At 57.7% G+C, this 24,176-nt stretch carries 22 protein-coding genes; 4 read left to right on the top strand and 18 right to left on the bottom strand.

The window, feature by feature from the left end; all coding sequences use genetic code 11:
* Positions 1–32 precede the first annotated feature (32 nt).
* Together AC2D8P_RS15015 and AC2D8P_RS15010 are read left to right on the top strand one after the other, a co-directional pair.
* On the top strand, positions 33–1,118 hold the full coding sequence (locus AC2D8P_RS15015) for a polysaccharide biosynthesis/export family protein (protein ID WP_484703618.1): 1,086 nt from the start codon (positions 33–35) through the stop codon (positions 1,116–1,118).
* A gap of 1 nt (position 1,119) precedes the next feature.
* The gene (locus AC2D8P_RS15010) at positions 1,120–3,144 is read left to right on the top strand and encodes a capsular polysaccharide biosynthesis protein (protein WP_484703617.1); all 2,025 of its coding nucleotides are present in this window, start codon (positions 1,120–1,122) and stop codon (positions 3,142–3,144) included.
* Here AC2D8P_RS15010 and ribD read toward each other — a convergent pair.
* From ribD to AC2D8P_RS14940, 14 genes are all read right to left on the bottom strand, one after another.
* Entirely contained in the window at positions 3,141–4,241 is a 1,101-nt protein-coding gene (ribD, locus tag AC2D8P_RS15005) for a bifunctional diaminohydroxyphosphoribosylaminopyrimidine deaminase/5-amino-6-(5-phosphoribosylamino)uracil reductase RibD (protein WP_484703616.1), read from the bottom strand. The two genes, AC2D8P_RS15010 and ribD, sit on opposite strands and share 4 nt — an antisense overlap.
* A complete protein-coding gene (nrdR, locus tag AC2D8P_RS15000; protein ID WP_484703615.1) occupies positions 4,238–4,705 on the bottom strand; it encodes a transcriptional regulator NrdR in 468 nt (155 codons plus the stop codon). The genes ribD and nrdR overlap by 4 nt, the downstream gene beginning before the upstream one ends.
* Positions 4,706–4,862: 157 nt before the next feature.
* Positions 4,863–5,276 carry a secondary thiamine-phosphate synthase enzyme YjbQ gene (locus tag AC2D8P_RS14995; protein ID WP_484703614.1) on the bottom strand — a complete coding sequence of 138 codons (414 nt, stop codon included), beginning with the start codon at positions 5,274–5,276 and terminating at the stop codon, positions 4,863–4,865.
* A 201-nt stretch (positions 5,277–5,477) separates the two neighbouring features.
* A complete protein-coding gene (locus AC2D8P_RS14990; protein ID WP_484703613.1) occupies positions 5,478–5,753 on the bottom strand; it encodes an HlyU family transcriptional regulator in 276 nt (91 codons plus the stop codon).
* Positions 5,754–6,024: 271 nt separating this feature from the next.
* On the bottom strand, positions 6,025–8,007 hold the full coding sequence (rpoD, locus tag AC2D8P_RS14985; protein ID WP_484703612.1) for an RNA polymerase sigma factor RpoD: 1,983 nt from the start codon (positions 8,005–8,007) through the stop codon (positions 6,025–6,027).
* Positions 8,008–8,116: 109 nt separating this feature from the next.
* Entirely contained in the window at positions 8,117–10,063 is a 1,947-nt protein-coding gene (gene dnaG / locus AC2D8P_RS14980) for a DNA primase (protein ID WP_484703611.1), read from the bottom strand.
* 77 nt (positions 10,064–10,140) lie between these two features.
* On the bottom strand, positions 10,141–10,689 hold the full coding sequence (locus AC2D8P_RS14975; protein ID WP_484703610.1) for a sarcosine oxidase subunit gamma: 549 nt from the start codon (positions 10,687–10,689) through the stop codon (positions 10,141–10,143).
* Positions 10,682–13,615, bottom strand: a complete 2,934-nt coding sequence (locus AC2D8P_RS14970) for a sarcosine oxidase subunit alpha family protein (RefSeq protein WP_484703609.1) — start codon at positions 13,613–13,615, stop codon at positions 10,682–10,684. Before AC2D8P_RS14970 ends, AC2D8P_RS14975 begins: the two co-directional genes overlap by 8 nt.
* Positions 13,605–13,886, bottom strand: coding sequence for a sarcosine oxidase subunit delta (locus tag AC2D8P_RS14965; protein WP_484703608.1), 282 nt, complete (start codon positions 13,884–13,886; stop codon positions 13,605–13,607). The genes AC2D8P_RS14970 and AC2D8P_RS14965 overlap by 11 nt, the downstream gene beginning before the upstream one ends.
* A 12-nt stretch (positions 13,887–13,898) precedes the next feature.
* Positions 13,899–15,152 (bottom strand): sarcosine oxidase subunit beta family protein, encoded by a 1,254-nt coding sequence (locus tag AC2D8P_RS14960; RefSeq protein ID WP_484703607.1) that lies wholly within the window; start codon positions 15,150–15,152, stop codon positions 13,899–13,901.
* A 163-nt stretch (positions 15,153–15,315) separates the two neighbouring features.
* Entirely contained in the window at positions 15,316–16,686 is a 1,371-nt protein-coding gene (locus tag AC2D8P_RS14955; RefSeq protein WP_484703606.1) for a Tad domain-containing protein, read from the bottom strand.
* 27 nt (positions 16,687–16,713) lie between these two features.
* Positions 16,714–17,160 (bottom strand): TadE/TadG family type IV pilus assembly protein, encoded by a 447-nt coding sequence (locus tag AC2D8P_RS14950; RefSeq protein ID WP_484703605.1) that lies wholly within the window; start codon positions 17,158–17,160, stop codon positions 16,714–16,716.
* 206 nt (positions 17,161–17,366) lie between these two features.
* Positions 17,367–18,794, bottom strand: coding sequence for a Glu/Leu/Phe/Val family dehydrogenase (locus tag AC2D8P_RS14945; RefSeq protein ID WP_484703604.1), 1,428 nt, complete (start codon positions 18,792–18,794; stop codon positions 17,367–17,369).
* Positions 18,795–18,965: 171 nt separating this feature from the next.
* Positions 18,966–19,451 carry a hypothetical protein gene (locus AC2D8P_RS14940; protein ID WP_484703603.1) on the bottom strand — a complete coding sequence of 162 codons (486 nt, stop codon included), beginning with the start codon at positions 19,449–19,451 and terminating at the stop codon, positions 18,966–18,968.
* 95 nt (positions 19,452–19,546) lie between these two features.
* Between AC2D8P_RS14940 and AC2D8P_RS14935 the strand changes: the two genes are divergently transcribed.
* Both AC2D8P_RS14935 and AC2D8P_RS14930 read left to right on the top strand, forming a co-directional pair.
* Positions 19,547–20,443: a LysR family transcriptional regulator gene (locus AC2D8P_RS14935; protein WP_484703602.1), complete on the top strand. Its 897-nt coding sequence runs from the start codon at positions 19,547–19,549 to the stop codon at positions 20,441–20,443.
* Positions 20,444–20,511: 68 nt separating this feature from the next.
* Positions 20,512–21,219 carry a glutathione S-transferase family protein gene (locus AC2D8P_RS14930; protein WP_484703601.1) on the top strand — a complete coding sequence of 236 codons (708 nt, stop codon included), beginning with the start codon at positions 20,512–20,514 and terminating at the stop codon, positions 21,217–21,219.
* Between the two features lie 5 nt (positions 21,220–21,224).
* On the opposite strand, the gene AC2D8P_RS14925 is transcribed toward AC2D8P_RS14930, so the two are convergent.
* The 4 genes from AC2D8P_RS14925 to ftsY form a co-directional block, all read right to left on the bottom strand.
* Complete coding sequence (locus AC2D8P_RS14925; RefSeq protein ID WP_484703600.1) at positions 21,225–21,824, bottom strand: inner membrane-spanning protein YciB; 600 nt, start codon at positions 21,822–21,824, stop codon at positions 21,225–21,227.
* 12 nt (positions 21,825–21,836) lie between these two features.
* On the bottom strand, positions 21,837–22,739 hold the full coding sequence (locus tag AC2D8P_RS14920) for an EamA family transporter (RefSeq protein WP_484703599.1): 903 nt from the start codon (positions 22,737–22,739) through the stop codon (positions 21,837–21,839).
* Entirely contained in the window at positions 22,736–23,128 is a 393-nt protein-coding gene (locus AC2D8P_RS14915; RefSeq protein WP_484703598.1) for a GNAT family N-acetyltransferase, read from the bottom strand. The genes AC2D8P_RS14920 and AC2D8P_RS14915 overlap by 4 nt, the downstream gene beginning before the upstream one ends.
* Positions 23,121–24,176, bottom strand: a 1,056-nt coding sequence (ftsY, locus tag AC2D8P_RS14910) for a signal recognition particle-docking protein FtsY (protein WP_484703597.1), incomplete at its 5' end; no start/stop codon positions are given. The genes ftsY and AC2D8P_RS14915, both read right to left, overlap by 8 nt.

Below are 24,176 nucleotides of genomic sequence, written 5' to 3'. Positions count from 1 at the left end.
ATCGCTGGACCAGGTACACGCTGATCGCCTTGGTGGGTTTGACTCTCACGGCCTGTGGCTTGCCCCGGTCCGGGCCCAGCAAGTCTGAACTGCTGGCTTCGCAGGAAGATGGTGAGATTTCTGCGCATGTCGTGAACGTGACCCCGGCAATCTCTGACGCGACCAAAGTTGATCCCAGCCTTGGCTTTGCCCCTGGCTTCCTGAACACCACCATGCTCGGCGCAGATACCATTCAGCCCGGCGACACATTGAGCCTGACATTGTGGGAAAACGTGAATGACGGAATACTGACAACCGCTGGCGCGCCCGTGTCTTTGGAACGGATGCAGGTGGACAGTTCAGGCATGATTTTTGTCCCCTATGCTGGACTGATCCGCGCTGCTGGAAACTCTACAGAGGCTTTGCGCCGCATCATCACAGAAAAGCTGTCGGATCAGACCCCCGATCCACAGGTCATGGTGCTACGCACGGCGGGCGACGGTGCCACTGTGACGGTTACCGGAAACATTGGGGGGCAAGGAATATATCCGATTGAGCGTCCCACCCGCAGACTGTCAGGCATGATCGCCGCGGCAGGCGGGGTGTCGATCAAACCCGAGATTGCTTTGATCACCGTGATCCGCGGTGCAGAGCGTGGCCGCATCTGGCTGAGCGAATTGAATGACGACACCTCACTGGACATCGCCTTGCGCCCCGGGGATCGTATCGTGGTAGAGGCGGACACTCGGGCCTTCACCGCATTAGGGGCGACAGGTTCACAGACGCGAGTTCAATTCGGCACGCAAACCGTATCCGCGATGGAGGCTTTGGCACAGTTGGGTGGATTGCGCACCAGTCTGGCAGATCCCACTGGGATATTCATCCTGCGCAATGAAACAGACGATGTGGCCAATATGGTAACCGCGCGCCATGACCTCGCCGGTCCGCAGCGTGTGGTCTATGTGTTGAATCTGACAGAGCCCGGCGGGCTGTTCAATGCCAAGGAGTTCGAGATCCGCGATGAGGACACGGTCTACGTGACAGAGGCCCCATTTGTTCAATGGAACAAGGCCGTATCAGCGTTGCTTGGATCGCTGGGCTCCCTGGAATCTATCAGCAATTTCGACCCCGGAACCTGACGTGCACAGGGCCAGAACGGCCGGACAAGGACGCCGACAAAATCTCTTCGTCTATAGCGGCGGCTTCTTGTTTCAAAAGCGTCTGCGACGGATATTACAATTGTCCGGCTACGACATCCGGCTTGGCCTGCCCGCTAAGGGTGACAAAGTGGGTGTTTGGGGCGCAAGCCCGACATCTGACCGTGGTAAACAGATCGCCGCGCGCCGGGGCGCTGCCCTTCTGCGGATTGAAGATGCCTTTTTAAGGTCGCTGTTTCCGGGGCGCACAGGAACGCCCCCAATAGGTCTGTTTCTCGATCAGACGGGCCTTCACTTCGACGGCACGCAACCGTCCGATCTGGAAAACATCCTGCGGCGCGATGCGCTGGACGACACGGCCTTGTTGAACCGAGCCAGATCCGCCATTGAGCGTATCAAAGAGGCACATCTGACGAAATATTCGGCAGTTGATCCCGATCTTCCGCTTCCAGACCCCGGCTATGTTCTGGTGATCGATCAAGCCAAGGATGACGCCTCTGTCAGGGCCTCTGACGCCGATCGGTCAACATTCATTGATATGCTTGCCGCCGCAAATATAGAAAATCCGGGGGCGGAAATTGTCATCAAGACACACCCGGAAACTCAAATCGGGGGTCGGGCTGGTTATTACCGACAGGAGGATCTGAACCAGAGAACGTCTTTTTGCGATATCTCGATATCTCCTTGGACGTTGTTGGATAATGCCCGCGCGGTTTACACTGTCTCTTCTCAGTTCGGGTTCGAGGCCATTATGGCCGGGCACAAGCCACGCATTTTTGGGCAACCATTCTATGCAAGCTGGGGTTTGACCAATGATGACATGCCGGTCATGCGTCGCGATCGTACGCTAAGCCGCACACAACTCTTCGCGGCAGCCATGATGCTCTATCCGGTATGGTATGACCCAAGACGAGATCAACTGTGCGAAATCGAAGGCGTGATTGATACGTTGGAGGCAGAAGCACGGGCATGGCGGGAGGATCGGTATGGTTACACCGCTTCAAACATCCGTCTGTGGAAGCGATCTCATGTGCAGAAGTTTTTCGGCCGCCATCAAAAAATTTGCTTTGCAAAGACTCATAATCAGACAACTGACATTGCAGAGGGTGCCCGACGACCCATGATCTGGGGGATGGCCCCCGCGCCAGAAAATACCGTTCGAATAGAAGATGGCTTTATCCGTTCCCATGGTCTGGGGGCGAAACTGACCCCGCCGTATTCATTGGTTAGGGATATCCATGCTCTTTACTATGATCCGACCTCGCCAAGCCAGTTGGAGCAGATGATTTCAAACCGATCATCGCTGGGTGATGGGCAGAGATTACGCGCTCAAAAACTCATTTCCTCTTTAATTTCGGGGGGATTATCCAAATACAATGCTGGAATTGAGCCCCTTCCTGACCTGCCGACGGGTCATCGCATCCTAGTGCCCGGACAGGTCGAGGATGACGCATCCATTCAACTGGGGTGCACCGAAATCAGCACCAATCTGGCGCTTTTACAGGCAGTGCGAGAGAACAATCCCAATGCGGTGATCATCTATAAGCCCCATCCGGACGTGGTTGCTGGGCTACGACAGGGCTATTTAGAAACCGACGAGATTTTGCGCCATGCCGACGTCATCCTGCCAGACTGTGCGCCTGCTGCGATCTTGGGGAAGGTGGATGAAGTCTGGACCATGACCTCTCTGATGGGGTTCGAGGCATTGTTGCGTGGCATCAAAGTGACCTGCACGGGTGTCCCCTTTTATGCCGGTTGGGGATTGACCGTCGACCGCGCCCCTACCCCCGCGCGCCGAGCGGCACGTGTCAGTTTGGACGGCTTGGTTCATGCGGCCTTGATCGACTATCCACGCTACATTGATCCGGTGACCCGTGAACCCTGTTCGGTTGAACTGGTTGTTGAGTGTCTGATGGCGGGACAGGTGCCTGCTGCTGGCCCCCTGAACCGCAGCCTGTCAAAACTGCAAGGGCTATTCAGCAGCCAAAGCTGGCTTTGGCGACGTTAATCGCTGTTGCGCTGCCAGCGGTGAACAATGTCAGCGCCGATAGCCTGAACATCCTTCAATGCAAAGCGAGGTGCCTCTGCCAGCCGCTCAAGGCCGAGCGAGCCCAACGCCGGTCGCCCCTCTGCCCCAATCGCACAACCTGCTGTAAACCCTATCAATTCATCAGCCAAATCTGCTTGCAAAAGCGATGCCGCCAATGCCCCGCCCCCCTCACAAAATACACGGGTAAGTCCGGCTTCCCCCAGCGCGCTGAGGGCCAGCTCCATATCAAGCCGACCACCGATCTGCGGTACCGGCAGCAGTACCGCGCCCAGATCGCGCCAAGCGGCAACGAGAGAAGGGTCAGCATCGGTTCCGTGGATCAGCCAAACCGGGATATCTTTTGCGGTTTGCGCCAACTGCCCGGTTAGTGGCAGATCGAGTCTGCGCGACATAACAACCCGAACGGGTTGGTGGCGGACGCCCATTCCGCGGACAGTCAGTGATGGATCATCGGCCCGCGCGGTTCCGGCCCCGACCATAACAGCATCGTGGCGGGCGCGCAGGGCGTGAACCATGCGCCGTGCCTTGGGCCCGGTGATCCATTGGCTTTCCCCCGTGGCCGTGGCGATCCGACCATCAAAGCTGCTGGCAAGCTTCAGGGTCAGCATAGGGCGGCCCCGTTCCACCCGACTGAAAAAGCCGGAATTCATCTGTCTGGCCTGATCGGCAAAAACGCCTATACGTACCGAAACCCCCGCATTTTCCAGCATTTTCAACCCCTTGCCGGAAACCCGAGGATCGCTGTCTGTGATCGCACAGACCACGGTCGTAACCCCCGCGTCAATCAGGGCCTCGGCACAAGGGGGGGTTTTGCCGTGATGGGCACAAGGTTCCAGGCTGACATAGGCGGTGGCCCCTCTGGTCGCTGATCCGGCCTGCGCCAGCGCCTGCGTTTCCGCGTGCGGACGCCCGCCGGGGGCCGTAAAACCCCGCCCGACGATGCGATCATCCTTGACAATCACGCAACCGACGGCCGGGTTGGGCCAGACATTTCCCAAGCCGCGGGACGCCAGCGTAAGCGCCAGCGCCATATAGCGTTCGTCTGACTGGGTCACTCTTCTGACTGGACGTTCGGGCGCAGTTCGCTGACGAATTTGTCGAAATCTTCTGCTTCCTGGAAGTTTTTGTAAACACTGGCGAACCGCACATAGGCGACGGTATCGATGCGGGCCAAAGCCTCCATCACGATCTCGCCCACCAGATGGGATTTGATATCCGTGTCGCCTGTGCTTTCCAATCGTCGCACGATGCCAGAGATCATCTGATCCACGCGTTCGGGCTCAACTGGCCTTTTTTGCAAGGCGATGCGGATGGAACGTTCCAGTTTATCGCGGTCAAAATCTTCGCGACGCCCATTGGATTTCACCACCACCAGATCGCGCAATTGCACACGTTCGTAGGTGGTAAAACGACCGCCACAGGCCGGGCAGAACCGCCTGCGCCGGATGGCGACGTGGTCCTCTGCCGGGCGTGAATCTTTAACCTGAGTTTCGACATTTCCGCAAAACGGGCAGCGCATGTTTCGGTCCTTGCCTTCTGTCCCCACTTATCCACAAGCACTATAGGACACAGACGACCACTTGGGTAGAGGGGAATTTATCCTACCGGATTTAGCGTGTCGGTATTACGTCGGTATTCCAACTGCATCGCGACAGTATGCAAAATGCCCAGCAAAATCAGCTAATTTGCGCCACGACCTGCCGTTGATGCGGGCGGTTGCGGTGTTCAAACAGATAGATCCCCTGCCACGTTCCCAGCGCCAGCCGCCCGTCTGTCACCGGGATCGACAGGCTGACCGGCATCATCGCCGCCTTGATATGGGCGGGCATGTCATCGGGGCCCTCATAGGTGTGGGTCAGATAGGCCATCGACGGGTCGGTCGTGGGCGGCACAAGCCGGTGGAAAAAGTTTTGCAGATCGGTCTGCACCTCTGGATCGGCGTTTTCCTGTATCAGCAGAGAGCAAGAAGTGTGGCGCACAAAAAGCGTCAGCAAACCGTTCCCACCCCAGCCGGAAACCCAGCGCGTCACATCACGGGTGAATTCGTACAGGCCCGGGCCATTGGTAGAGATGGTAAATGTGGTTTGCATATCCCTTGTCTGCCTGCATCAGAGACCAAGCACAATGAAAAGGGCAGAGCCCGGCCCTGGGGGGCGCAAGTGCGGGGGGTTTTGCAGGTAGTTTATCGGCCTGCGGACATCAGCGCTGTCTTTGTGGTGCGCCCTATCAATAGCGCCCTTCGGGGGAGGGTCAGGCGCTGTCCGGGCTGGTCGCCCGAACGGGCTTGTGTCTCATCCAAGCAATCGCTCACCCTGTTCATCAATCATCTGTCGCGCTTTGCGGATCGCGGCCTCATTGGCACCGTTGATGTCCGGAATGATGTCAGCGCGGATCAGAGTGTGAGATTTGACTTCTCCGCCAATGTCTTTTTCGATCTTGGCGGACAGGCGATAACCACCATCCTCGCGGATCGGGATGGGCGTGATGGTGAAGCCCTTATACTCGACCGTTTCTGGTTCGGGCGCGGATTTGGAGGCACCACCGAAAAGTTTGGAGAGCAGAGACATCATTCGATCCTGACATGAAACATCAACCAACCCCGATCATAGTTGGTTTCAGGACAGGCGCAAATGCGAAGGTGCTAAGGGCGGCCCCCGACCCTGGTGGGCGCATGTGCAGGGGGGCTTACTGGCAGTTTATCGGGCCCCGCGCGTCTGAGTTGGTATTGAGGCGGCCCGGATCAAAAGCGCCCTCCTTGGGGAGGGTCGGGCGCTGCCCGGGCTGGTCGCCCGGTCCTATTGAGCCGAGACGGAAAAGCGCCCCGTGGGGCGCTTTCCTCTACTGATCCAAGAAACTCCGCAGCTTCCTGCTGCGGCTTGGGTGTTTCAGCTTCCTCAGAGCCTTGGCCTCGATCTGGCGGATCCGTTCGCGGGTGACGCTGAATTGTTGGCCGACCTCTTCGAGCGTGTGATCGGTATTCATGCCGATGCCGAAACGCATGCGCAACACGCGTTCCTCGCGCGGGGTGAGCGAGGCCAAAACCCGGGTGGTGGTTTCTTTCAGGTTGTCCTGAATGGCGCTGTCCAGTGGCAGGATCGCATTTGAATCCTCGATGAAATCGCCCAGTTGGCTGTCTTCCTCATCCCCGATCGGGGTTTCAAGGCTGATCGGCTCCTTGGCGATTTTCATCACCTTGCGGACCTTTTCCAGCGGCATTTGCAGTTTTTCTGCCAATTCCTCTGGTGTCGGTTCGCGGCCGATTTCATGCAACATCTGACGACCGGTCCGCACCAGTTTATTGATCGTTTCGATCATATGGACCGGGATACGGATGGTGCGCGCCTGATCGGCAATGGACCGGGTGATCGCCTGACGGATCCACCATGTGGCATAGGTGGAGAATTTATAGCCGCGGCGATATTCGAACTTATCCACCGCCTTCATCAGGCCGATGTTGCCTTCCTGAATCAGATCCAGGAACTGCAGGCCGCGATTGGTGTATTTCTTGGCGATAGAGATCACCAGACGCAGGTTGGCCTCGACCATTTCCTTCTTCGCGGCGCGGGCCTCTTTTTCGCCCTTCTGCACCTGCTGAACGATGCGGCGGAATTCAGAGATATCCAGACCGACATATTGGCCAACCTGCGCCATATCGTTGCGCAGGGTGTCGATCTTGTCGGTAGAACGCTCCAACAGCATCTGCCAACCCCGGCCGGATTTTTCCGCCATGCGGTCCATCCATGTCGGGTCCAGTTCATAGCCGCGATAGGCGTCAATAAATTCGCGACGGTTGATCCGGGCCTGATCAGCCAGTTTGACCATGCCGGAATCGATCGACATGACCCGGCGGTTGATGCCGTAAAGCTGGTCGATCAGCGCTTCGATCCGATTGTTGTGCAGGTGCAGTTCGTTGACCAGTTCAACAATCTCTGCGCGCAGTTTCTGATACTTGGCTTCGTTCTTGTCGGAATAGTTGTCGCCCTCGCTCATCGTGGCGGACAGGCGGGCGTCCTGCATTTTGGACAGTTCTTCGTAGTCATGAGCGATGCGGTCCAGCATTTCCAGAACCTGCGGCTTCAGCGCGGCCTCCATCGCGGCCAGCGACATGTTGGCCTGTTCGTCCTCATCATCGTCATCATCAGTGGCAATCGGGTTGCCGTCAGCGTCCAGTTCCTGCTCTTCGGATTTGGCGGCTGCGGGCGCGGCACCGGCGGCGGCAGGTTGGACAACCTGTTCATCATCGTCGCCGTCCATGGAATTGCCAAAGGTGGTTTCCAGATCAATGACATCGCGCAGAAGAATGTCTTCGCTCAGCAATTCGTCGCGCCAGATGGTGATCGCCTGAAAGGTCAGCGGGCTTTCACACAGGCCCAGGATCATCGTGTTGCGACCGGCCTCGATCCGCTTGGCAATCGCAATCTCGCCCTCGCGGCTGAGAAGCTCAACAGATCCCATCTCGCGCAGATACATGCGCACCGGGTCGTCGGTGCGATCCAGTTTTTCGGTCTCAGCCGTGGCAACGGTAACTTCGCGCGCACCGGCGGTGGTCACCAGATCAGTTGCGCCCTTGTCCTCGTCTTCGATGTCATCCTCATCCTCGATGATGTTGATGCCCATCTCGGACAGCATCGACATGACATCCTCGATCTGTTCAGAGGCAACCTGTTCCGGCGGCAGAACCTGATTGAGCTGGTCATAGGTGATGTAGCCACGTTCGCGGGCCTCTGCGATCATCTTCTTGACCGCGGCCTGGCTCATGTCCAGCGAATGCGGGTTTTCCTTGTCGTCAGATTTGCGGTCGTCGGTATCTTTAGCGGCCATAAAGTGCTCCTCAGCAATGGGGCTGATTCGGTTCAAAACGAATCAACTATGCGAATCAATGATTCGCAACCCGTTTACTTTGCGTCTCTCGCGCGGACATACAAGGCGATCAGCCCTGCCCGCGCTTCTTTTTCGTAAAAGTGATCCCTTTCAGAAGCGCATTCAGCCGGTCACGCTCTGCCTTATCCATGGGCGCACCGTTGTCACCATAGTCATAGGCGACGGTATCTTCGGTCTCGCTCCGCTCCGCCCGGTTGCGGGCCTCGGCGGCTTCGCGCAGACGCCAGGTCAGCCCTTCATCAGCGATGTCAGACAGATCCTGGACGGCATCATCCACTTCTCTTCGAATGCCCCGTTGCGTTTCCAGCTTCGCCAGTTCTTCGGCCACGCATGTGGTCGCCATGTCGTCATCTCCGGGCGTGCGGATCGTCGGGGCCAGCATCACATGGCCTGTCACCAGTAGATTTTCAAGGGCCGCCGCGCCGATATCTTCCTCAATCGCCTGCCGAAATTCTGCATGCGGAACGTCCAGATGGCGCAGGATCGCATCACGCAGGTGGCGATGGTCATCAGAACGGATTTCCATACGCTCAAGCGCACTTTCGAACTGTTCAGCAATGGCCGGATGCAAGATCAAGGTGGCCAGGATGACCGCCTCGCGCAAACGTTCATCGACCCGATCGCCACTGGCAAGGGCAGAAGCCTTGGTCCCCGGCAACGGGGCCGTTGGTGCCTGGCGGGGATTGCGCCAGTCGCGCTTGGCACTTGAGCCCTGACGAAACAGGGCCCATCGAAGCTGTTTGATCTCTTCGCCATAGTGATTGCGCACAGACGGGTCCGGAATACGTTTGATCGCCTCGCGCAGGGATTTGTCTAATGCCGCTTTGCGCTCCGGGCTGTCAAAAACCTTGCCCTCGGTTTCGCGCTGCCACAAGAGGCTGACCATGGGCTGGGCCGCATCGATGAGTTTCTGCATCGCGCCACGCCCTTGTGCCTTAATCAGGTCATCGGGGTCCTGGCCTTCGGGCATCAGGGCAAAGCGCAGGGATTTCCCGGCCTCCAGCATCGGCAAGGCCAGATCGATCAGCCGCATGGCGGCGCGCAGGCCCGCCGTATCGCCATCCAGCGCGATAATCGGCTCTGACGATATGCGCCACAAGAGCTGCAACTGATCCTCTGTGATGGCCGTGCCAAGCGGCGCAACGGTCGCGCCGAACCCAGCCTCTGACAGGGCGATGACATCCATGTAGCCTTCGGCCACCACTAATGGCTGGCCTTTGCCGGCGGCCTCTCGCGCGGGGCCGTGATGATAGAGACTCCTGCCCTTGTCAAAAAGTATGGTTTCGGGCGAGTTCAGGTATTTTGCCCGCGCGTTCGGGTCCATCGCCCGTCCGCCCAGCCCGATGGCCCGACCCCGGGGATCACGAATGGGAAAGATTATACGCCCGCGAAACCGATCATAGGGCGCGCCGCCATCGTCGGGCTTGGCGCACAGCCCTGCATCAATGATCAGGTCCGCCGCAACGCCCTTGCCTGTCAGATGTTGGTATAATCCCTGCCGCGTGTCGGGGGCAAAGCCGATTTCGAACCGGTCCTGCGTCGCCTCCGACAGGCCACGCCGGGCCAGATAGTCACGCGCTTCTGCTGCCGCGGCAGTTTTCAGTTGCAGGCGGAAATGTTGGACGGCCTGTTCCATAACCTCGGCCAATTCGGTGCGGCGGTCGGCCTTTTCCTGTGCCCTTGGGTCGCGTTCCGGCATCTGCATTCCAGCCTCGCGCGCCAGAATTTCGATCGCCTCGACAAAGCTTACGTTTTCCGTCTCACGCACAAAGGAAATCGCGTCGCCCTTGGCATGGCAGCCGAAGCAGTAATAAAATCCCTTGCGGTCATCGACATGAAAGGACGCGGTCTTTTCCTGATGAAACGGGCATGGCGCCCACATATCACCCTTGCCCTGATTGGATTTTCGCGCATCCCACATGACCTTGCGCCCCACGACCTGTGACAGGCTCGTGCGCGTGCGCAATTCATCAAGGAAACCGGGGGGCAGACTCATGCGCGCAGTATCCGCCCAAGCGCGCCCTCTGTCCAGCACCTGCCCTTTCTTTTTGGTCTAAATACTCCCCCGCGGGTTCAGCCCGCGCGGGCAGCAACGATTTTCATGGCGCGGCTTAGATCATGCACCGCAGTCCGGGCGAAACTGCGCATGACCATCATGTCGAAAGTCTGGTCATCGATACGCGTGATTGATCCCATCATATGGGCAAGTTCTGTGCGGGCGGTTTGGCCGATTGCAAAGGATGAGATACGCAGATCCAGCGGCGTCAGGCGTGACAACACATCCGTCGCCCCCGGCCCAGACAGTCGCATCGCGGCCCATCCGTCGGTTTGATCTGTGATCGCGGCAAGACCGTTCAGCCCTTCTGGTGCGGCAGGACCGATCAGAAACACCTGTCCACGTCCCATCCAGATCAGGCGAGTGGCGTCATCCCCGCAGGTCGCCCGCGCCCCCGGCAGAGGATGACCAAAGGCCTGTTTCAACTGGTCTGATACGGCCCCCTCCTGCCCCGCATAGGGCGCGATGGAGGTGATGTGGTCTGGTGCCTGCTCTATCAGGCACAGCATCCCGATGGTCAGAGGTGAGAGACCTGCGCAGGGAGTTTTTGCAATCAGTTCAACCACGGGTTCTCTCCCCTTTCGGATCAAGGAATACGGGATGCGTGACCTCACAGGTGGTTCGGACATTGCGCACGTGATCGACCAATTCAATCTTCTCCCCATACCGCGCACGGCCGTTTTTCAGGAATGCGAGGCCCAGATCATGTTGGAAGACCGGCGAGTAGCAGACAGAGGTGACATAGCCCTGATCGTTCACGCGCGTGGGATCGTCCTCTGTGGTGAACAGATGCGCACCCGCCGTAATCTGATCGCCTGCCGCGACGGGCTTCAGCCCGACCAGTTGCCCGCGGTGATCACCGTGCAATCCGGGGCGCGCGGCAGCGGTTTTGCCGATGCAGTCTTTTTTGGCCGACACCATACCCGCCATACCCAGATCATCCGCTGTCACCCGGCCATCAATTTCGGAATGGGTGATGAACCCCTTCTCAATGCGCATGACATTCAGCGCCTCCATCCCATAGGCACCACCGCCCATGGTTTCAGCGCGGGCCAGAAGGTCGCGGAATAAAGACTCGCCAAAACGCGCAGGCACGGCCAGTTCATAGGCGTGTTCGCCGGAAAAGGAGATGCGGAAGAGCCGCCCCTTGGTGCCGCCAATGCTGATCTCACCGCAGGACATATAGGGGAACTGGGTATCGTTGATAGGATGATCCAAGAGCGTGTTCAGCAGATCGCGCGATTTCGGCCCAGCCACGGCAAACTGTGCCCAGTGTTCGGTGACAGAGATGAACCGAACGTCCATCTGTGGGCAAAGCGCTTGATGGGCGAAATCCAGATGGCGCATGACCTCGCCCGCTGCAGCGGTCGTTGTGGTCATGACATAGTGGCTGTCGCCCATCCGCGCGGTGGTGCCGTCATCCATGACATGGCCATCCTCGCGCAGCATTAGGCCATAACGCACGCGCCCAACCTTTAGCGTTAAAAACATGTTGGTGTAGACGAAATCAAGAAACGCGCCGGCATCGGGGCCCTGAATGTCGATCTTGCCCAGGGTGGAAACATCGCAGATGCCCACGGTATCGCGCACCATCAGGACCTCGCGATCACAGCTTTGGCGCCACGTGGTTTCGCCGGTTTGCGGGAAATAGCTGGGCCGATACCAGAGGCCTGCCTCAATCATCGGGGCAGCGCGCGCTATTGTCGCCTCATGCGAGGTCAGGAACCGTTGGGGGGCAAATCCCGTGCCTGCGCCGCCCGCCCCCATCGTTGCAATCGCCACCGGATTGAAGGGCGGTCGGAAGGTCGTGGTACCGGTTTCCGGGATACCCCGACCGGTCGCATCGGCCAGCACAGCCAGCGCGCCAACATTCGAATTCTTACCTTGATCGGTCGCCATGCCTTGCGTGGTGTAACGTTTCATATGTTCGACGGATCGGTAGTTTTCTGCGGCAGCCTGTTTCACGTCCTTGGTGGTGACATCGTTCTGGAAATCCAGCCAGGCACGCCCCTTTCCGCTGACCTCCCACAATGGTGACAGGCTGTACGTGCCATCCTCGGCCTTGGGCAACGGCATGGAGGGGGTCGTGAGCCCCAGATCATCCAGTGCCTTTTTCGCGCGGTAAACCCCGGATTTCAGCGCACCCTTAGTGGAAAACACGCCCGCCGCAGCCCCTGCCACATCCAGCCCCGGAACCGCACCCGGTTGGGGCACAAAGGCTGTGATCGTGTCGTTCCAAATCGGGCGTCCGCCCATATGACAAGTCAGATGCAGGGTCGGATTCCAGCCGCCGGACATGGCAAGGCAATCCGCTTCTATGCCTTCCTCACCAAATCCAGTACGCACAGTAATGGATTGGAGGCCCAACCGCCCCTTGGTATCGATGACCTCGGTCCCTTCGATCACACGGAAATCGGGGGACACATCAATGCCGGTGCGGCTGTCGATCAGGGCGGCGACCTCCACCCCCGCCGCCACCAGATCATGGGCGGTGCGGCGGGCATCGTCGTTGTTGCCAAAGACCGCCACGCGTTTGCCCGGCGCGACGCCCCAGCGATTCAAATAGCTGCGCACCGCGCCCGCGGTCATGATGCCCGGGCGGTCGTTGTTTGGGAACGCTACGGGCCGTTCCAGGGCACCAGCGCACAGGATCGCGCGTTTCGCGACAATGCGCCAAAAACATTCCAGCGGCGCGTCGGGATGCGGGTTGGCGAGGTGGTCAGAAACTCGCTCGACTGCAGCATAAGTGCCCTGATCATAGGCCCCAACGACAGCGGTGCGGCGCATCAGGCGGACATTAGCCATAGCGGAGAGTTCCGCGATGATTTCATCCGCCCAAACATGCCCCGGCTTACCATCCAGTTCGTGGGTTTCAGACAAAAGCCTGCCGCCGAACCGGCTGTCCTCCTCTGCCAAGATCACATCAGCCCCGGCGCGCGCGGCGGTCAGCGCCGCCATCAGCCCGGCAGGGCCGGACCCAATGATCAGCACATCGCAGAAGGCATAGGCACGTTCGTTCAGGGCCGTATCCGCCTGCCCCGACAGCGCCCCAAGACCGGCCGCGCGGCGGATGATCGGCTCATAAATCTTTTCCCAAAACGCCTTTGGCCACATGAAAGTTTTGTAATAAAACCCGGCAGATAGAAAGCGCGAGGCCAGATCATTGACCTGCATCAGATCGGTGGCGAGCGTAGGCCAACGGTTCTGGCTCTGCACCTCCAGCCCGTCATAGATTTCCTGCACGGTGGCGCGTACATTCGGTGTCTGCGCCCCACCCTGCCCAATGGTCATCAGGGCGTTGGGCTCCTCTGAACCAGCACTCAAGATGCCTCGCGGGCGGTGGTATTTGAAGCTGCGCCCGACCAGCCGGATGTCATTGGCCAAAAGTGCAGAGGCGATGGTGTCGCCCTGAAACCCCTGAATGGTCTTGCCATCGAAGCGGAAACTGACCGGCTGACTGCTGTCGATCAGACCCTTGCCCTCAACCCTCATCACGACCCCCTGTTTTCATGTCAGAGGCCAGCGCGGTTTCCAACACCTCATGCGTCACCGTATTGCGGGTGACAACGACCCAGGCGGAACAGCCCATTTCGTGATACCACAGGTCGCGGGTGACGCCTGCCGGGTTGTCACGGTTGTGGAGGTAATCGTTCCATGCCTGTTCGCCCGCATCCGGTGCCGGTCGGCTCAGGGCAACTGCATCACCCTGATAGTAAAATTCCCGTCTGTCCCGGTCCCCACAAAGGGGGCATGTGATACGCATCTGTTGTTCCCCCTAATGCAGGTTGTGCTGGCTGCCGGTGCCCTCTTCGTCCATCAGATTATGGCCTGTGGCAAAGCGGTCGAGCCGGTAGCGGGCGGCGGTGTCATGTGGCGTTTCGGTGGCGATCAAATGGGCATAGGCGTAGCCTGACGCCGGTACCGCCTTGAACCCGCCGTAACACCAGCCGCTGTTCAGGAAGAGGCCATTTGTGTCGGTCTTATCAATGATCGGCGCGCCGTCTGGCGACATATCCATGATCCCACCCCAACTGCGCAAGACCTTGGCCTTGCCGATCGAGGGCATCAGGGCCATTCCGGCCTCCATCACATGTTCGACCATCGGCAGGTTGCCCCGTTGGGCATAGGACGAATACATGTCCAGATTGCCACCAAAGACCAGCCCGCCCTTGTCGGATTGGCTGATATAGAAATGCCCCATGCCGAAACTGACGACGTGGTGAATGATCGGCTTCAGCCCTTCGGTGACAAAGGCCTGCAGGATGTGGCTTTCAATCGGCAGGCGCATCCCGGCCATGGCCGCGACCTGGCTCGACCGGCCCGCGACGCAGATCGCGACTTTCTTTGCCCGGATCGGCCCGCGAGAGGTCTGAACGCCCCTGACCCGGCCGTTTTCAATGTCGATGCCCGTGACCTCGCAATTCTGGATGATATCGACGCCGCGCTGGTCGGCACCGCGGGCATAGCCCCACGCCACCGCATCATGGCGCGCGGTGCCTGCCCGTCGTTGCAGGATGCCGCCATAGATCGGAAAGCGCGCATCGTTGAAATTCAGATAGGGGAGTTCACGCCGAACGCCCTCGCGGTCCAACAGTTCTGCATCGTCGCCCTGATTGCGCATGGCGTTGGCACGGCGCACGGCCGCGTCGCGCTGACCATCAGAGTGAAACAACACCATCTGCCCGCGCTGGGACATCATGGTGTTGAAATTCAGGTCCTGCTCCATCCCCTCCCACAATTTCAGGGAGTGGGAGAAAAATTCGGAATTGCCCGGCATCATGTAATTGGCACGCACGATGGTGGTGTTACGCCCGATATTGCCGCCGCCGATCCAGCCCTTTTCCAGCACGGCGACATTGGTTAGCCCGTGGTTTTTGGCCAGATAATAGGCCGTGGCCAACCCGTGGCCGCCACCGCCGATGATGATGACATCATAGTCTGACTTGGGCTCCGGGCTGCGCCAATGGGGCTGCCAGCCCTTATTGCCGGTCAGGCCCTGTTTCAGGATTTGCCACGCAGAAAAGCGCATCTTGCCCCCAATAGATCAATGGTCCGTCGCTATTTGAAACCTGTCAGATCGCTCGACCTAAATCGAGATCAATATACGACAAAAGGGGACGCTTTCGAACGAAGCCATAAAAAACGCCCGCGAACCGAGGGTTGCGGGCGTTTTTGTGATTATGTCAAGAGTGTTACATCACCATACGGAAGTAGGCCGGGTTAAAGATGTTGTCCCCATCACCCGGGCAGAAAGCCAAGACATTGTTAGATGTGGAGCTAATCGTTCCACCCGCGATGAAGGAGGCGCCTTCAAGTCCGCTTCCGTTAGAGGTAAACGAAATGTCCCCGAGGGCGATCACTTTGCTGCCATAGACTTCTACATTGGAAGTTGCGTTGAAATCGCCTTTGGTCAGAATAGTCACGCCACCGCCTGTCCCATCACAATCATCATCTTCGCCCAGAACAAGCGCGGCGGCTGCTTCAAAGGACATTGAACTGCTGTTGTCGACGGCGATGATCATATCCTGAAGCGCCACGTTTGCGGTGAAGCGAACGAGGCAGTTGGTGACGATAATCATGTTTTGGTAGAGGGCGTCACTGAACACGATTGGCGAACTCGCATTTGCGGGACAAGTAATCGCATTGATCCGGTTTGGTACCAGATCGTCGCCCGGGCTGAAACCGCCACTTCTGTGCCTTACCGGGGAGGTGTTAGTTATATAGCTTGGCTGCTCCAGACTACTAGAGTTGCGTCCTGCATATCCGACGAGGTCTCCGGCCCAAAGATCGTCGATCCATCCGGGCAATAAATTCAATTCCTGGATTGAATAGGCTTGATCATCCAGAGCCAAGTCCAAATCGGTATTGGTATCGTAGCCCGATGCCGGGAGTTCAAGATCAGATAGATCTGGCATCGTCACAAATGTACCTCTTTCAAAGACGTTGTTAGAACCAATTTTTACATAGGAATTCGAATGAATGCAGAATCCGTTTGCATAGTGGCTGTTACCTTGGAAATCGATCGGACCCTGGGCAACCATACCTTGCTTCATGCAACTGGGAATATAGGTTTCAAAGACGGATGGGGTTTCCACGCTCCATTCATTCACGCCAACCAGTTTCAGCAAGAAAGTGGACACGCCGTTCGCATTGTCTGCTGCGCGTTGCGTGCTGACTCGCACGGCCTCGTCCGACATAGCATTTACTGTAAATGTGCGGGTGTCTGAATCCCAATCCCCGAATTCAATATCAGAAGATGTCAGGACAGACCCGTAGTGGCTGCTGGGCATTTCGGCCTCTGCCAGGTTCATAGCGGCAACCCTGGCAGCTGTTGCCGCCGCTGCAAGCGAGTCCGCGTCGGTCGCGTGCAAATTATACAGGGCTGCATGGGCTGTACCGTCGGCAGCCACCTGCAACCGAGTTCGCGCTTCGTAAACACTGAAAACGTCAATGGCGAGGCCGCCGATCATCAGGAGTGCGAAAAAAACGAAGATATTAAAGGCACTGATTGCACCAGAGACATCTTTGACGAACTTTCCGACGGGGTGAAGGATATGTTTCATGTCGCTAATCCCTTTGCTGGCTCGCAATCAGAATTCTTCGTAATGTTGGGTTCTGACGGATACCGATACGCCGCTGAGCACATCGAACAGACCAACCGCATCCAAATCAGAAGCAGGCATTCGAAGCGTGGTGGTGATAACTTTGTCAGTGAATGTCACGTCGATTGAGGTGGGGGTGATATTGTTGGTGGCCAGCCGTGTTGTTAAAAAATCAGTGATACCTGTCGTGCGTTCCGCGTCGTCATTGGTCGTATCGGTGTCATTGGTAAACATCCCGGTCGACGCCGAGCGATTGGCATCCTGCACCAAGCGCAGGGCATTGGCTTGACCGTAGAATACGAAACAAACATCCGCGACCATCACCATGAGGAAAACATAGGCGGGGATCCACAGGACGCCTTCGATGGTCATACTGCCCGTCTGATCACGGCCGAACCGCTGGAGTGTTTTTGCAATGGAAAACCGGCTACCCATCAGTCTATCCTCATCAATCATTCACAGCCAAAACTGCCGCAATGCGCGGCACCCGACTGATTAATAATCATCAAGGAATAGGGTTTTCGTGGGGGTGAATTGTGGCGATTTTACGGCGAAATCGCCGGAAACCCTGCAAAATCAGGGCTTTTAGTCAAGTCAACCCAGCAGATTGGACCGCCGGGTTGGTTAATTTAGAATCGGTATTACAGACCCTTGGCGCGGTAACTGTCAGCAACTTTTCCAATGGAAACCAGATAGGCTGCGGTGCGCAGATCCTCGACATCATCGCGGCTGTGCCAAATATCGCGCATCGACTGGTAGGCAATCCGCATTGTGTCATCAAGGCCGGAGCGGACAAGTTCCAGCTCGCCAGCACCCTTGAGATACTGTGCCTTGAAGCTGTCGCTGAGCGCGCCCATGCCACGATCGGCGCTTAGGCGGTCAAGCTCTTCGATGATCAGTTGCGCGCGGGCCTCCTCTGACCGGCGCTGCATCCGGCCAAAGCGGATGTGGCTGAGGTTTTTGACCCATTCAAAGTATGACACTGTCACACCGCCAGCATTGGCATACATGTCGGGAATGATCACGGTGCCCTTTTTGCGCAGAATTTCATCTGCACCTGCGGTCACGGGGCCGTTTGCGGCCTCGATAATCAGCGGGGCCTTTACATTCGCGGCATTTGACAGGTTGATCACCCCTTCCAGCGCCGCCGGGATCAGGATGTCGCAGTCATGTTCCAGATATTTGGATCCGTCTTTGATGTATTTACCGGACGGGTAGCCATCCACACCGCCATGTTTGGCAATCCAGGAGCGCACATCGTCAACGTCCAGGCCGTTTTCATCCAGCAGCCCGCCGTCGCGCTCAATGATCGCGATGATCTTGCATCCGTCTTCTTCTTTCAGAAACTTCGCTGCGTGATACCCCACGTTCCCCAGGCCCTGCACGATCACCCGCTTACCATCAAGAGTGCCAGAGAGATTAGCCTTGGCGATATCACGCTCGTCCCGGAAAAACTCCCGCAACGCATATTGAACACCGCGCCCGGTGGCCTCTACCCGACCGGCGATGCCGCCAGCGTTAAGGGGCTTGCCGGTGACACAGGCCTTGGCGTTGATATCGGTTGTGTTCATGCGGGCATATTGGTCGGCAATCCAGGCCATTTCGCGTTCACCGGTGCCCATGTCGGGGGCCGGAACGTTTTGCGATGGGTGGATCAGGTCGCGTTTGGCCAGCTCATAGGCAAAACGGCGCGTGATTGCCTCCATCTCATGTTCTTCCCATTCACGGGGGTCGACACAAAGCCCGCCTTTGGACCCGCCAAACGGGGCCTCGACCAGCGCGCATTTATAGGTCATCAGCGCTGCCAACGCCTCGACCTCATCCTGATTGACCGCGGTGGAGTAACGGATACCACCCTTTACCGGCTCCATATGTTCAGAATGAACCGAACGATAACCCGTGAAGGTATGCATTTTTCCCCGCAGGCGCACCCCGAACCTAACCGTGTAAGTCGCATTACAGACGCGTATTTTTTCTTCGAGTCCCGGCGCGAGGTCCATCAGGGCAACGGCCCTGTTAAACATCAAGTCTACGGATTCTCTGAAACTCGGCTCATTCGCAACGGCCATACTAAACTCCCTGTTCTTTTTTATAATGCGTGTAGAATAAGTAGTGACGTCCCATACTAATCCCGAATTCCGACGTTTTCACAACCAAAAACGGCTTGCCCAAGGTCCTTTGACGATCAGACAATGGGCAACAGGGCATCCCGCTCTTGCTTCTCGGGCAAAGACCTGGGGTCAATCTTCTTTTTGTTTGGCCAGCATGATTGCGATGGCTTCGGCCATGGCTTTGGCCTGAGACGCACCTGTTATGCCACCCACACCAATTCGCCGTCCCATACGCCACCACATGCCCGGCGCCCAGCGCCGAGGGGCGGGCACGTTGGTCCTTAGGGTAAATCCGTTAGACGGTTTAAAGGCAAAAGTGCCCCGTTCCACCGATAGAATATCGGTCACGTTGACCAGAGTTTCACCATCCGATGTGCGCAGATCGTCGGCGGTCAGGACCAACCCTTTTGCGCTGGCATGATACAAGGCGTTGAGCAGCCAAATTGTGCCCGCCGCCATGGCCAAGAGGAAAATCTGCCATCCGATCCCGGCCGGCGGATAGGCCATGGCCAGATAAATCAGGCACGCGGCCAGACAGGCCAGCACCGCCAAGGCAAAGTAACGGCGCGGTGCAGATGCATGAATTTCAGCGATGACCGTCGGCTGTGGCCTCATCATATTTCCCCCGAAGCGTCGCATCGGTGATAGCGCGGGAACGGACAGAGGTCGAGCCGCTTTCCTTTTTCCCTGAATTGCCGCAATAGTCGGGCATGATTGACAAGCTGGAAATGTTCATAGCGCTCGCCAATGAAGAGCATTTTGGCCGTGCCGCCCATGTTTGCGGGGTGACGCAGCCCAGCCTGTCTGCGGGCATCAAGCAGCTTGAGGATCAGCTGGGCGTGATGCTGGTTTGGCGCGGATCGCGCTATCAGGGGCTGACGCCCGAAGGTCAGAGAGTTCTGGAATGGGCCCGCCGGATCGTGCGCGACACCCGTACCATGCGCGAGGAAATGCGCACACTGCGCGAGGGCCTGTCAGGCAATCTGCGGCTGGCCGTCATCCCGACCGCATTGACCATGGCATCGCAACTGACCGCCGGATTTTCGGCGCGCCACCCCAATGTGCGTTTTACGATCCTGTCGCGCACATCTGCAGAAATCCTGAACATGCTGGACAATATCGAAATCGACGCTGGCCTGTCCTATCTGGACAATGAGCCCTTGGGCCGGGTGACAACGGTGCCAATCTATGCCGAGCGATATTCGCTGGTGGTGCACCGCGATAACCAGTTGTCAAAGCGCGATCATATGACCTGGGCGGAACTGGCAGATATCCCCTTGTGCCTGTTGACCCCGGATATGCAGAACCGCAGGATCATTAATCAGTATCTCAGCAGTGTCGGTATTTCCGTTTCTGCCACGGTCGAGACCAATTCCACTATTGTTCTGATCAGCCATGTTCTGAGCGGTGAATGGGCGACAATCCTGCCGCAAAAGGCCAGCGAAATTTTTCTGCCCCGTGATGATCTGGCGACGATCCCGCTGTCCAAACCCGATGCCACACATAAGATTGGCCTTATCGCGCCGCACCAAGAACCCCATACCCCGGTTCTGGCCAGCCTGCTGCAGGAAGCCCGGGCCATGTCCGAATTCAAACTGCCAAAATGACAGGGTCGTGACTTGATCTTTCCCGGGGGCACGGGTCATCCTGCCCGACAACTAGGCAGGAGCATCCGATGACACAGCCAATCGAGCTTTATTTCTGGCCCACGCCTAATGGCTGGAAGATCAGCATCGCACTGGAAGAATTTGGCCTGCCCTACACGGTCAATCTGATCGACATAGATGCCGGGGATCAGCATCAGCAGAAATATCTGGCAATCTCGCCCAACGGTAAGATGCCCGCGATTGTTGATCCTGACGGGCCGGATGGCACCCCGATCACGATCTTTGAAAGCGGGGCGATCCTGCAATATCTGGCGCACAAGACCGGGCGGTTTTACGGATCGACCGAACGCGAACGGGTGCGGGTTGAGGAATGGCTGATGTGGCAGATGGGTGGCGTCGGCCCGATGGCTGGGCAGGCGCATCATTTCCTGCTGTATGTTCCACGCGGCAGGCCAGATCTGGACGTTACCTATGCGCAGACTCGATACCGGGGGGAAACCCGTCGGCTTTACGAGGTTTTGGACAGGCAGTTGTCGGAAAATGAGTTTGTGGCTGGTGATTTCTTTTCCATCGCTGACATCGCGACATGGCCCTGGGTGTCACAATGGCTGCGGCAGGAACAGAAACTGGATGAGCTGCCGCATGTGAAACGCTGGCTGTATCAGATGGCACGCCGACCCGCGTTCAAGGCAGGCCGGATGCTGGAATATCACCGCCGCTCAGAGACCCCGGCAGATATCGCCCACCGGGAAGAGATTTTCAGCCAGACCGGTTGAACCGGTTACTCTGCCTCTTCGATCTTGTAGGTCTCAAAAAGTTTCGCCTGAAACATGATGAAGGCAAACATGCCAATGGTCAGGCCGAAGGTTTTGAAATTGACCCAGGCGTCAGTGGACATGGTCCGCCAAATAAACTCGTTCAGGATCGCAAGGACAAAGAAGAACCCACAAAATCGGCGGGTCAGGATCAACCAGCCCGCAGGCTTCATCGGCATGACCTCTTCCATCACATATTGCAGATAGCTGTGCCCGCGCATCAGCCCATAGCCCAGAATACCGCCAAAAAGGGCATAGATGATTGTCGGCTTCATCTTGAAAAACCGCTCATCATTCAACCAGATGGACAGCCCGCCAAAAACCACCACCAAAACCAGCGTCATCAGCTGCATTTTCGAAACATGGCCAGTCAGGCGCCATAGAATGAACGTGGTCAGGGCCAGAAGCGGGATGAACCCCGCAGTTGCCAGAATGAACCCGGAATATTCCGTCCCCCCAACCACATATGTGTTTTCCTTGACCCGGCCATAGGCCACGAAAAAGGCAATGATCGGGCCCAGTTCCAGGCCAAGCTTGACGAAGGGATTGATTGATTTATCTGACATGCTCTGCCTTTCTTAACCACCCATTTCAACGATAACCGCGCCTGTCGCAATCAAGGCCATCAACGCCACCCGGCGCGGGCCGACGGTTTCTTTCAACACCACCCAGCCGATCAGCGCTGCAAAAACGGTGGAGGTTTCGCGCAATACCGCGGCCTCCCCCACCTTGTCCAGCCGGGTGGCAACAATGATTGATCCAAAGCTGAGAAAGGCCAGAATACCACCACATATGCCGCGTACCATCAGCGGTCCCAATGTTGGCCGATCAGACATCCGCAACCAGCGGCGGGCTGCAATGATCGGCATAAACAGCCCATCAATGAAAAAGAACCAGGCAAGAAACGTAAACGGATTGGCCGTCGCCCGGACCCCATATGCATCATAGGTGGTGTAAAGCGCCACGGTCAGGCCAGTCAGCAGTGCCAATGCCAAAGCCGCACCCAATGTGTCGCGCGCCGTTTCCAGAAAGATCAGGTTGTAAACCGCCAGCCCGAAAATGCCCGACAACAGCACGGCAACGCCAACCCACTGGGTCAGCGTGAAAACCTCGCCAAACAGCAAATAGGCCCCGATGACCGCAAACAAGGGCCCTGTCCCGCGCACCACCGGATAGACCACCGTATAGGCCCCGCGGCTATAGGCCATGGCCTGCAACACTTTATACGCCACGTGAATGACAAAGGCGCCTGCAAAGATCGGCCACATGAATGGCTCTGGCCATGGCACCACAAAAAACGCAAATGGCGCAGCCATCAAGCAATAGCTGATATCAATCGCACCACGGGTTAACCACGGATCATGTCGCCCCTTTTGCAAGGCACCGAAAATCGCATGGGTAAAGGCCGCAAACAACGCCAAGATCAGCGCCAGATGATGACCGGCCTCGGTCCCTTCCAGCGAAATCAGCCAGTCGCTCATCCTACCAAACGCGCCATGCCGGTGCGACACCTAAACCCTACGCGTTCGTACAGGCGTTCTGCCCCTTCATCCGCGATCAGGCTAATGTAGCAATCACTGGGCAGGTTGGTCTCTGCCCAGCGCATCAGTTCTTGCATAATCCGCAGGCCATATCTTTGTCGTTGGTAGGAGGGCAAAACAGCGACATCAGTGACCTGCGCAAAACAGCCACCATCTCCAATCAGACGCGCCATTCCAATCAAGTTGTCCTCTTTCCGAAGCCAGACACCATGCAATGTATTTTCCAGTGCAATGCGGGAGGCCGTCTCAGAAAAAGAGCCCAGTCCAGCAGCATCCCTGAGCGCCATATATTCACACACACTGGCTGGAATATCGGAAAATTCAGCCATCACGCCCCGTCAGCGCATCGGCAAATTCGCGCGGATCAAAGGGGGCCAGATCGTCGATTTGTTCGCCCACGCCGATGGCATGGATCGGCAGGCCGAATTTATCAGCCAGTGCCACCAAAACCCCGCCCTTGGCGGTGCCGTCAAGCTTGGTCATCACAAGGCCCGACACATCGGCGAGTTTTTGGAAGGTTTCGACCTGGTTCAGCGCGTTTTGCCCAGTGGTGGCGTCCAGCACCAGCAAGGTATTGTGCGGGGCGCTGTTGTCTTTTTTGCGGATCACGCGGACGATCTTGGCCAGCTCCTCCATCAGGTCTGCCCGGTTTTGCAGACGCCCCGCTGTATCAATCAGCAAAAGGTCTGCGCCGTCGGCTTCGGCCTTGGTCATCGCGTCAAAGGCGAGGCTGGCCGGATCAGATCCTTCGGGCGCGGTCAGAACCGGCACACCGGCGCGATCCCCCCAGACTTGCAATTGCTCGACGGCTGCGGCGCGAAACGTGTCGCCGGCTGCGATCACCACGGATTTGCCTGCGGCCTTGAACTGGCTGGCCAATTTACCGATTGTCGTAGTCTTGCCTGACCCGTTGACGCCCACCACCAACACGACTTGCGGTTTTTTGGCGTAAAGCGGCATGGGTTTGGCGACTGCGTCCATGACCCGGGTGATCTCGTCTGACAAGAGCCGTTTGATATCGTCGGTGGAAAGTTTCGTGCCAAACCGCCCCTCGGCCATATTGGCCGTCACCCGCAGGGCAGTATCGACGCCCATGTCAGAGGCGATCAAGAGCTCCTCCAGGCTTTCCAGCATGTCATCATCCAACACCCGACGGGTGACAGTTTTCGGCGTACCGCGCCCCAATAACCGCCCGATCAGGCTGGGTTTATCGGCTTTGGGGGCGTCGACGGTTGTCGGCACAACAGAGATCGGCTCTGGCTCTGGCTCTGGCTCTGGCTCTGGCTCTGGCTCTGGCTCTGGCTCTGGCTCTGGCTCTGGCTCTGGCTCTGGCTCTGGCTCTGGCTCTGGCTCTGGCTCTGGCTCTGGCTCTGGCTC

The sequence above is a fragment of the Roseovarius sp. YIN77 genome (assembly GCF_057219155.1).
Note: the sequence above shows the minus strand (reverse complement) of the source record. Positions and strands in the feature narration are given on the sequence as shown.

Bases quoted from the DNA above. Each gene is read 5' to 3' on its own strand.
- nrdR (WP_484703615.1), bottom strand. From the start codon at position 4,705: ATGCGCTGCCCGTTTTGCGGAAATGTCGAAACTCAGGTTAAAGATTCA.
- AC2D8P_RS14995 (WP_484703614.1), bottom strand. From the start codon at position 5,276: ATGCAAACCACATTTACCATCTCTACCAATGGCCCGGGCCTGTACGAA.
- AC2D8P_RS14990 (WP_484703613.1), bottom strand. From the start codon at position 5,753: ATGTCTCTGCTCTCCAAACTTTTCGGTGGTGCCTCCAAATCCGCGCCC.
- rpoD (WP_484703612.1), bottom strand. From the start codon at position 8,007: ATGGCCGCTAAAGATACCGACGACCGCAAATCTGACGACAAGGAAAAC.
- dnaG (WP_484703611.1), bottom strand. From the start codon at position 10,063: ATGAGTCTGCCCCCCGGTTTCCTTGATGAATTGCGCACGCGCACGAGC.
- AC2D8P_RS14970 (WP_484703609.1), bottom strand. From the start codon at position 13,615: ATGAGGGTTGAGGGCAAGGGTCTGATCGACAGCAGTCAGCCGGTCAGT.
- AC2D8P_RS14965 (WP_484703608.1), bottom strand. From the start codon at position 13,886: ATGCGTATCACATGCCCCCTTTGTGGGGACCGGGACAGACGGGAATTT.
- AC2D8P_RS14960 (WP_484703607.1), bottom strand. From the start codon at position 15,152: ATGCGCTTTTCTGCGTGGCAAATCCTGAAACAGGGCCTGACCGGCAAT.
- AC2D8P_RS14955 (WP_484703606.1), bottom strand. From the start codon at position 16,686: ATGAAACATATCCTTCACCCCGTCGGAAAGTTCGTCAAAGATGTCTCT.
- AC2D8P_RS14950 (WP_484703605.1), bottom strand. From the start codon at position 17,160: ATGGGTAGCCGGTTTTCCATTGCAAAAACACTCCAGCGGTTCGGCCGT.
- AC2D8P_RS14945 (WP_484703604.1), bottom strand. From the start codon at position 18,794: ATGGCCGTTGCGAATGAGCCGAGTTTCAGAGAATCCGTAGACTTGATG.
- AC2D8P_RS14940 (WP_484703603.1), bottom strand. From the start codon at position 19,451: ATGAGGCCACAGCCGACGGTCATCGCTGAAATTCATGCATCTGCACCG.
- AC2D8P_RS14935 (WP_484703602.1), top strand. From the start codon at position 19,547: ATGATTGACAAGCTGGAAATGTTCATAGCGCTCGCCAATGAAGAGCAT.
- AC2D8P_RS14930 (WP_484703601.1), top strand. From the start codon at position 20,512: ATGACACAGCCAATCGAGCTTTATTTCTGGCCCACGCCTAATGGCTGG.
- AC2D8P_RS14925 (WP_484703600.1), bottom strand. From the start codon at position 21,824: ATGTCAGATAAATCAATCAATCCCTTCGTCAAGCTTGGCCTGGAACTG.
- AC2D8P_RS14920 (WP_484703599.1), bottom strand. From the start codon at position 22,739: ATGAGCGACTGGCTGATTTCGCTGGAAGGGACCGAGGCCGGTCATCAT.
- AC2D8P_RS14915 (WP_484703598.1), bottom strand. From the start codon at position 23,128: ATGGCTGAATTTTCCGATATTCCAGCCAGTGTGTGTGAATATATGGCG.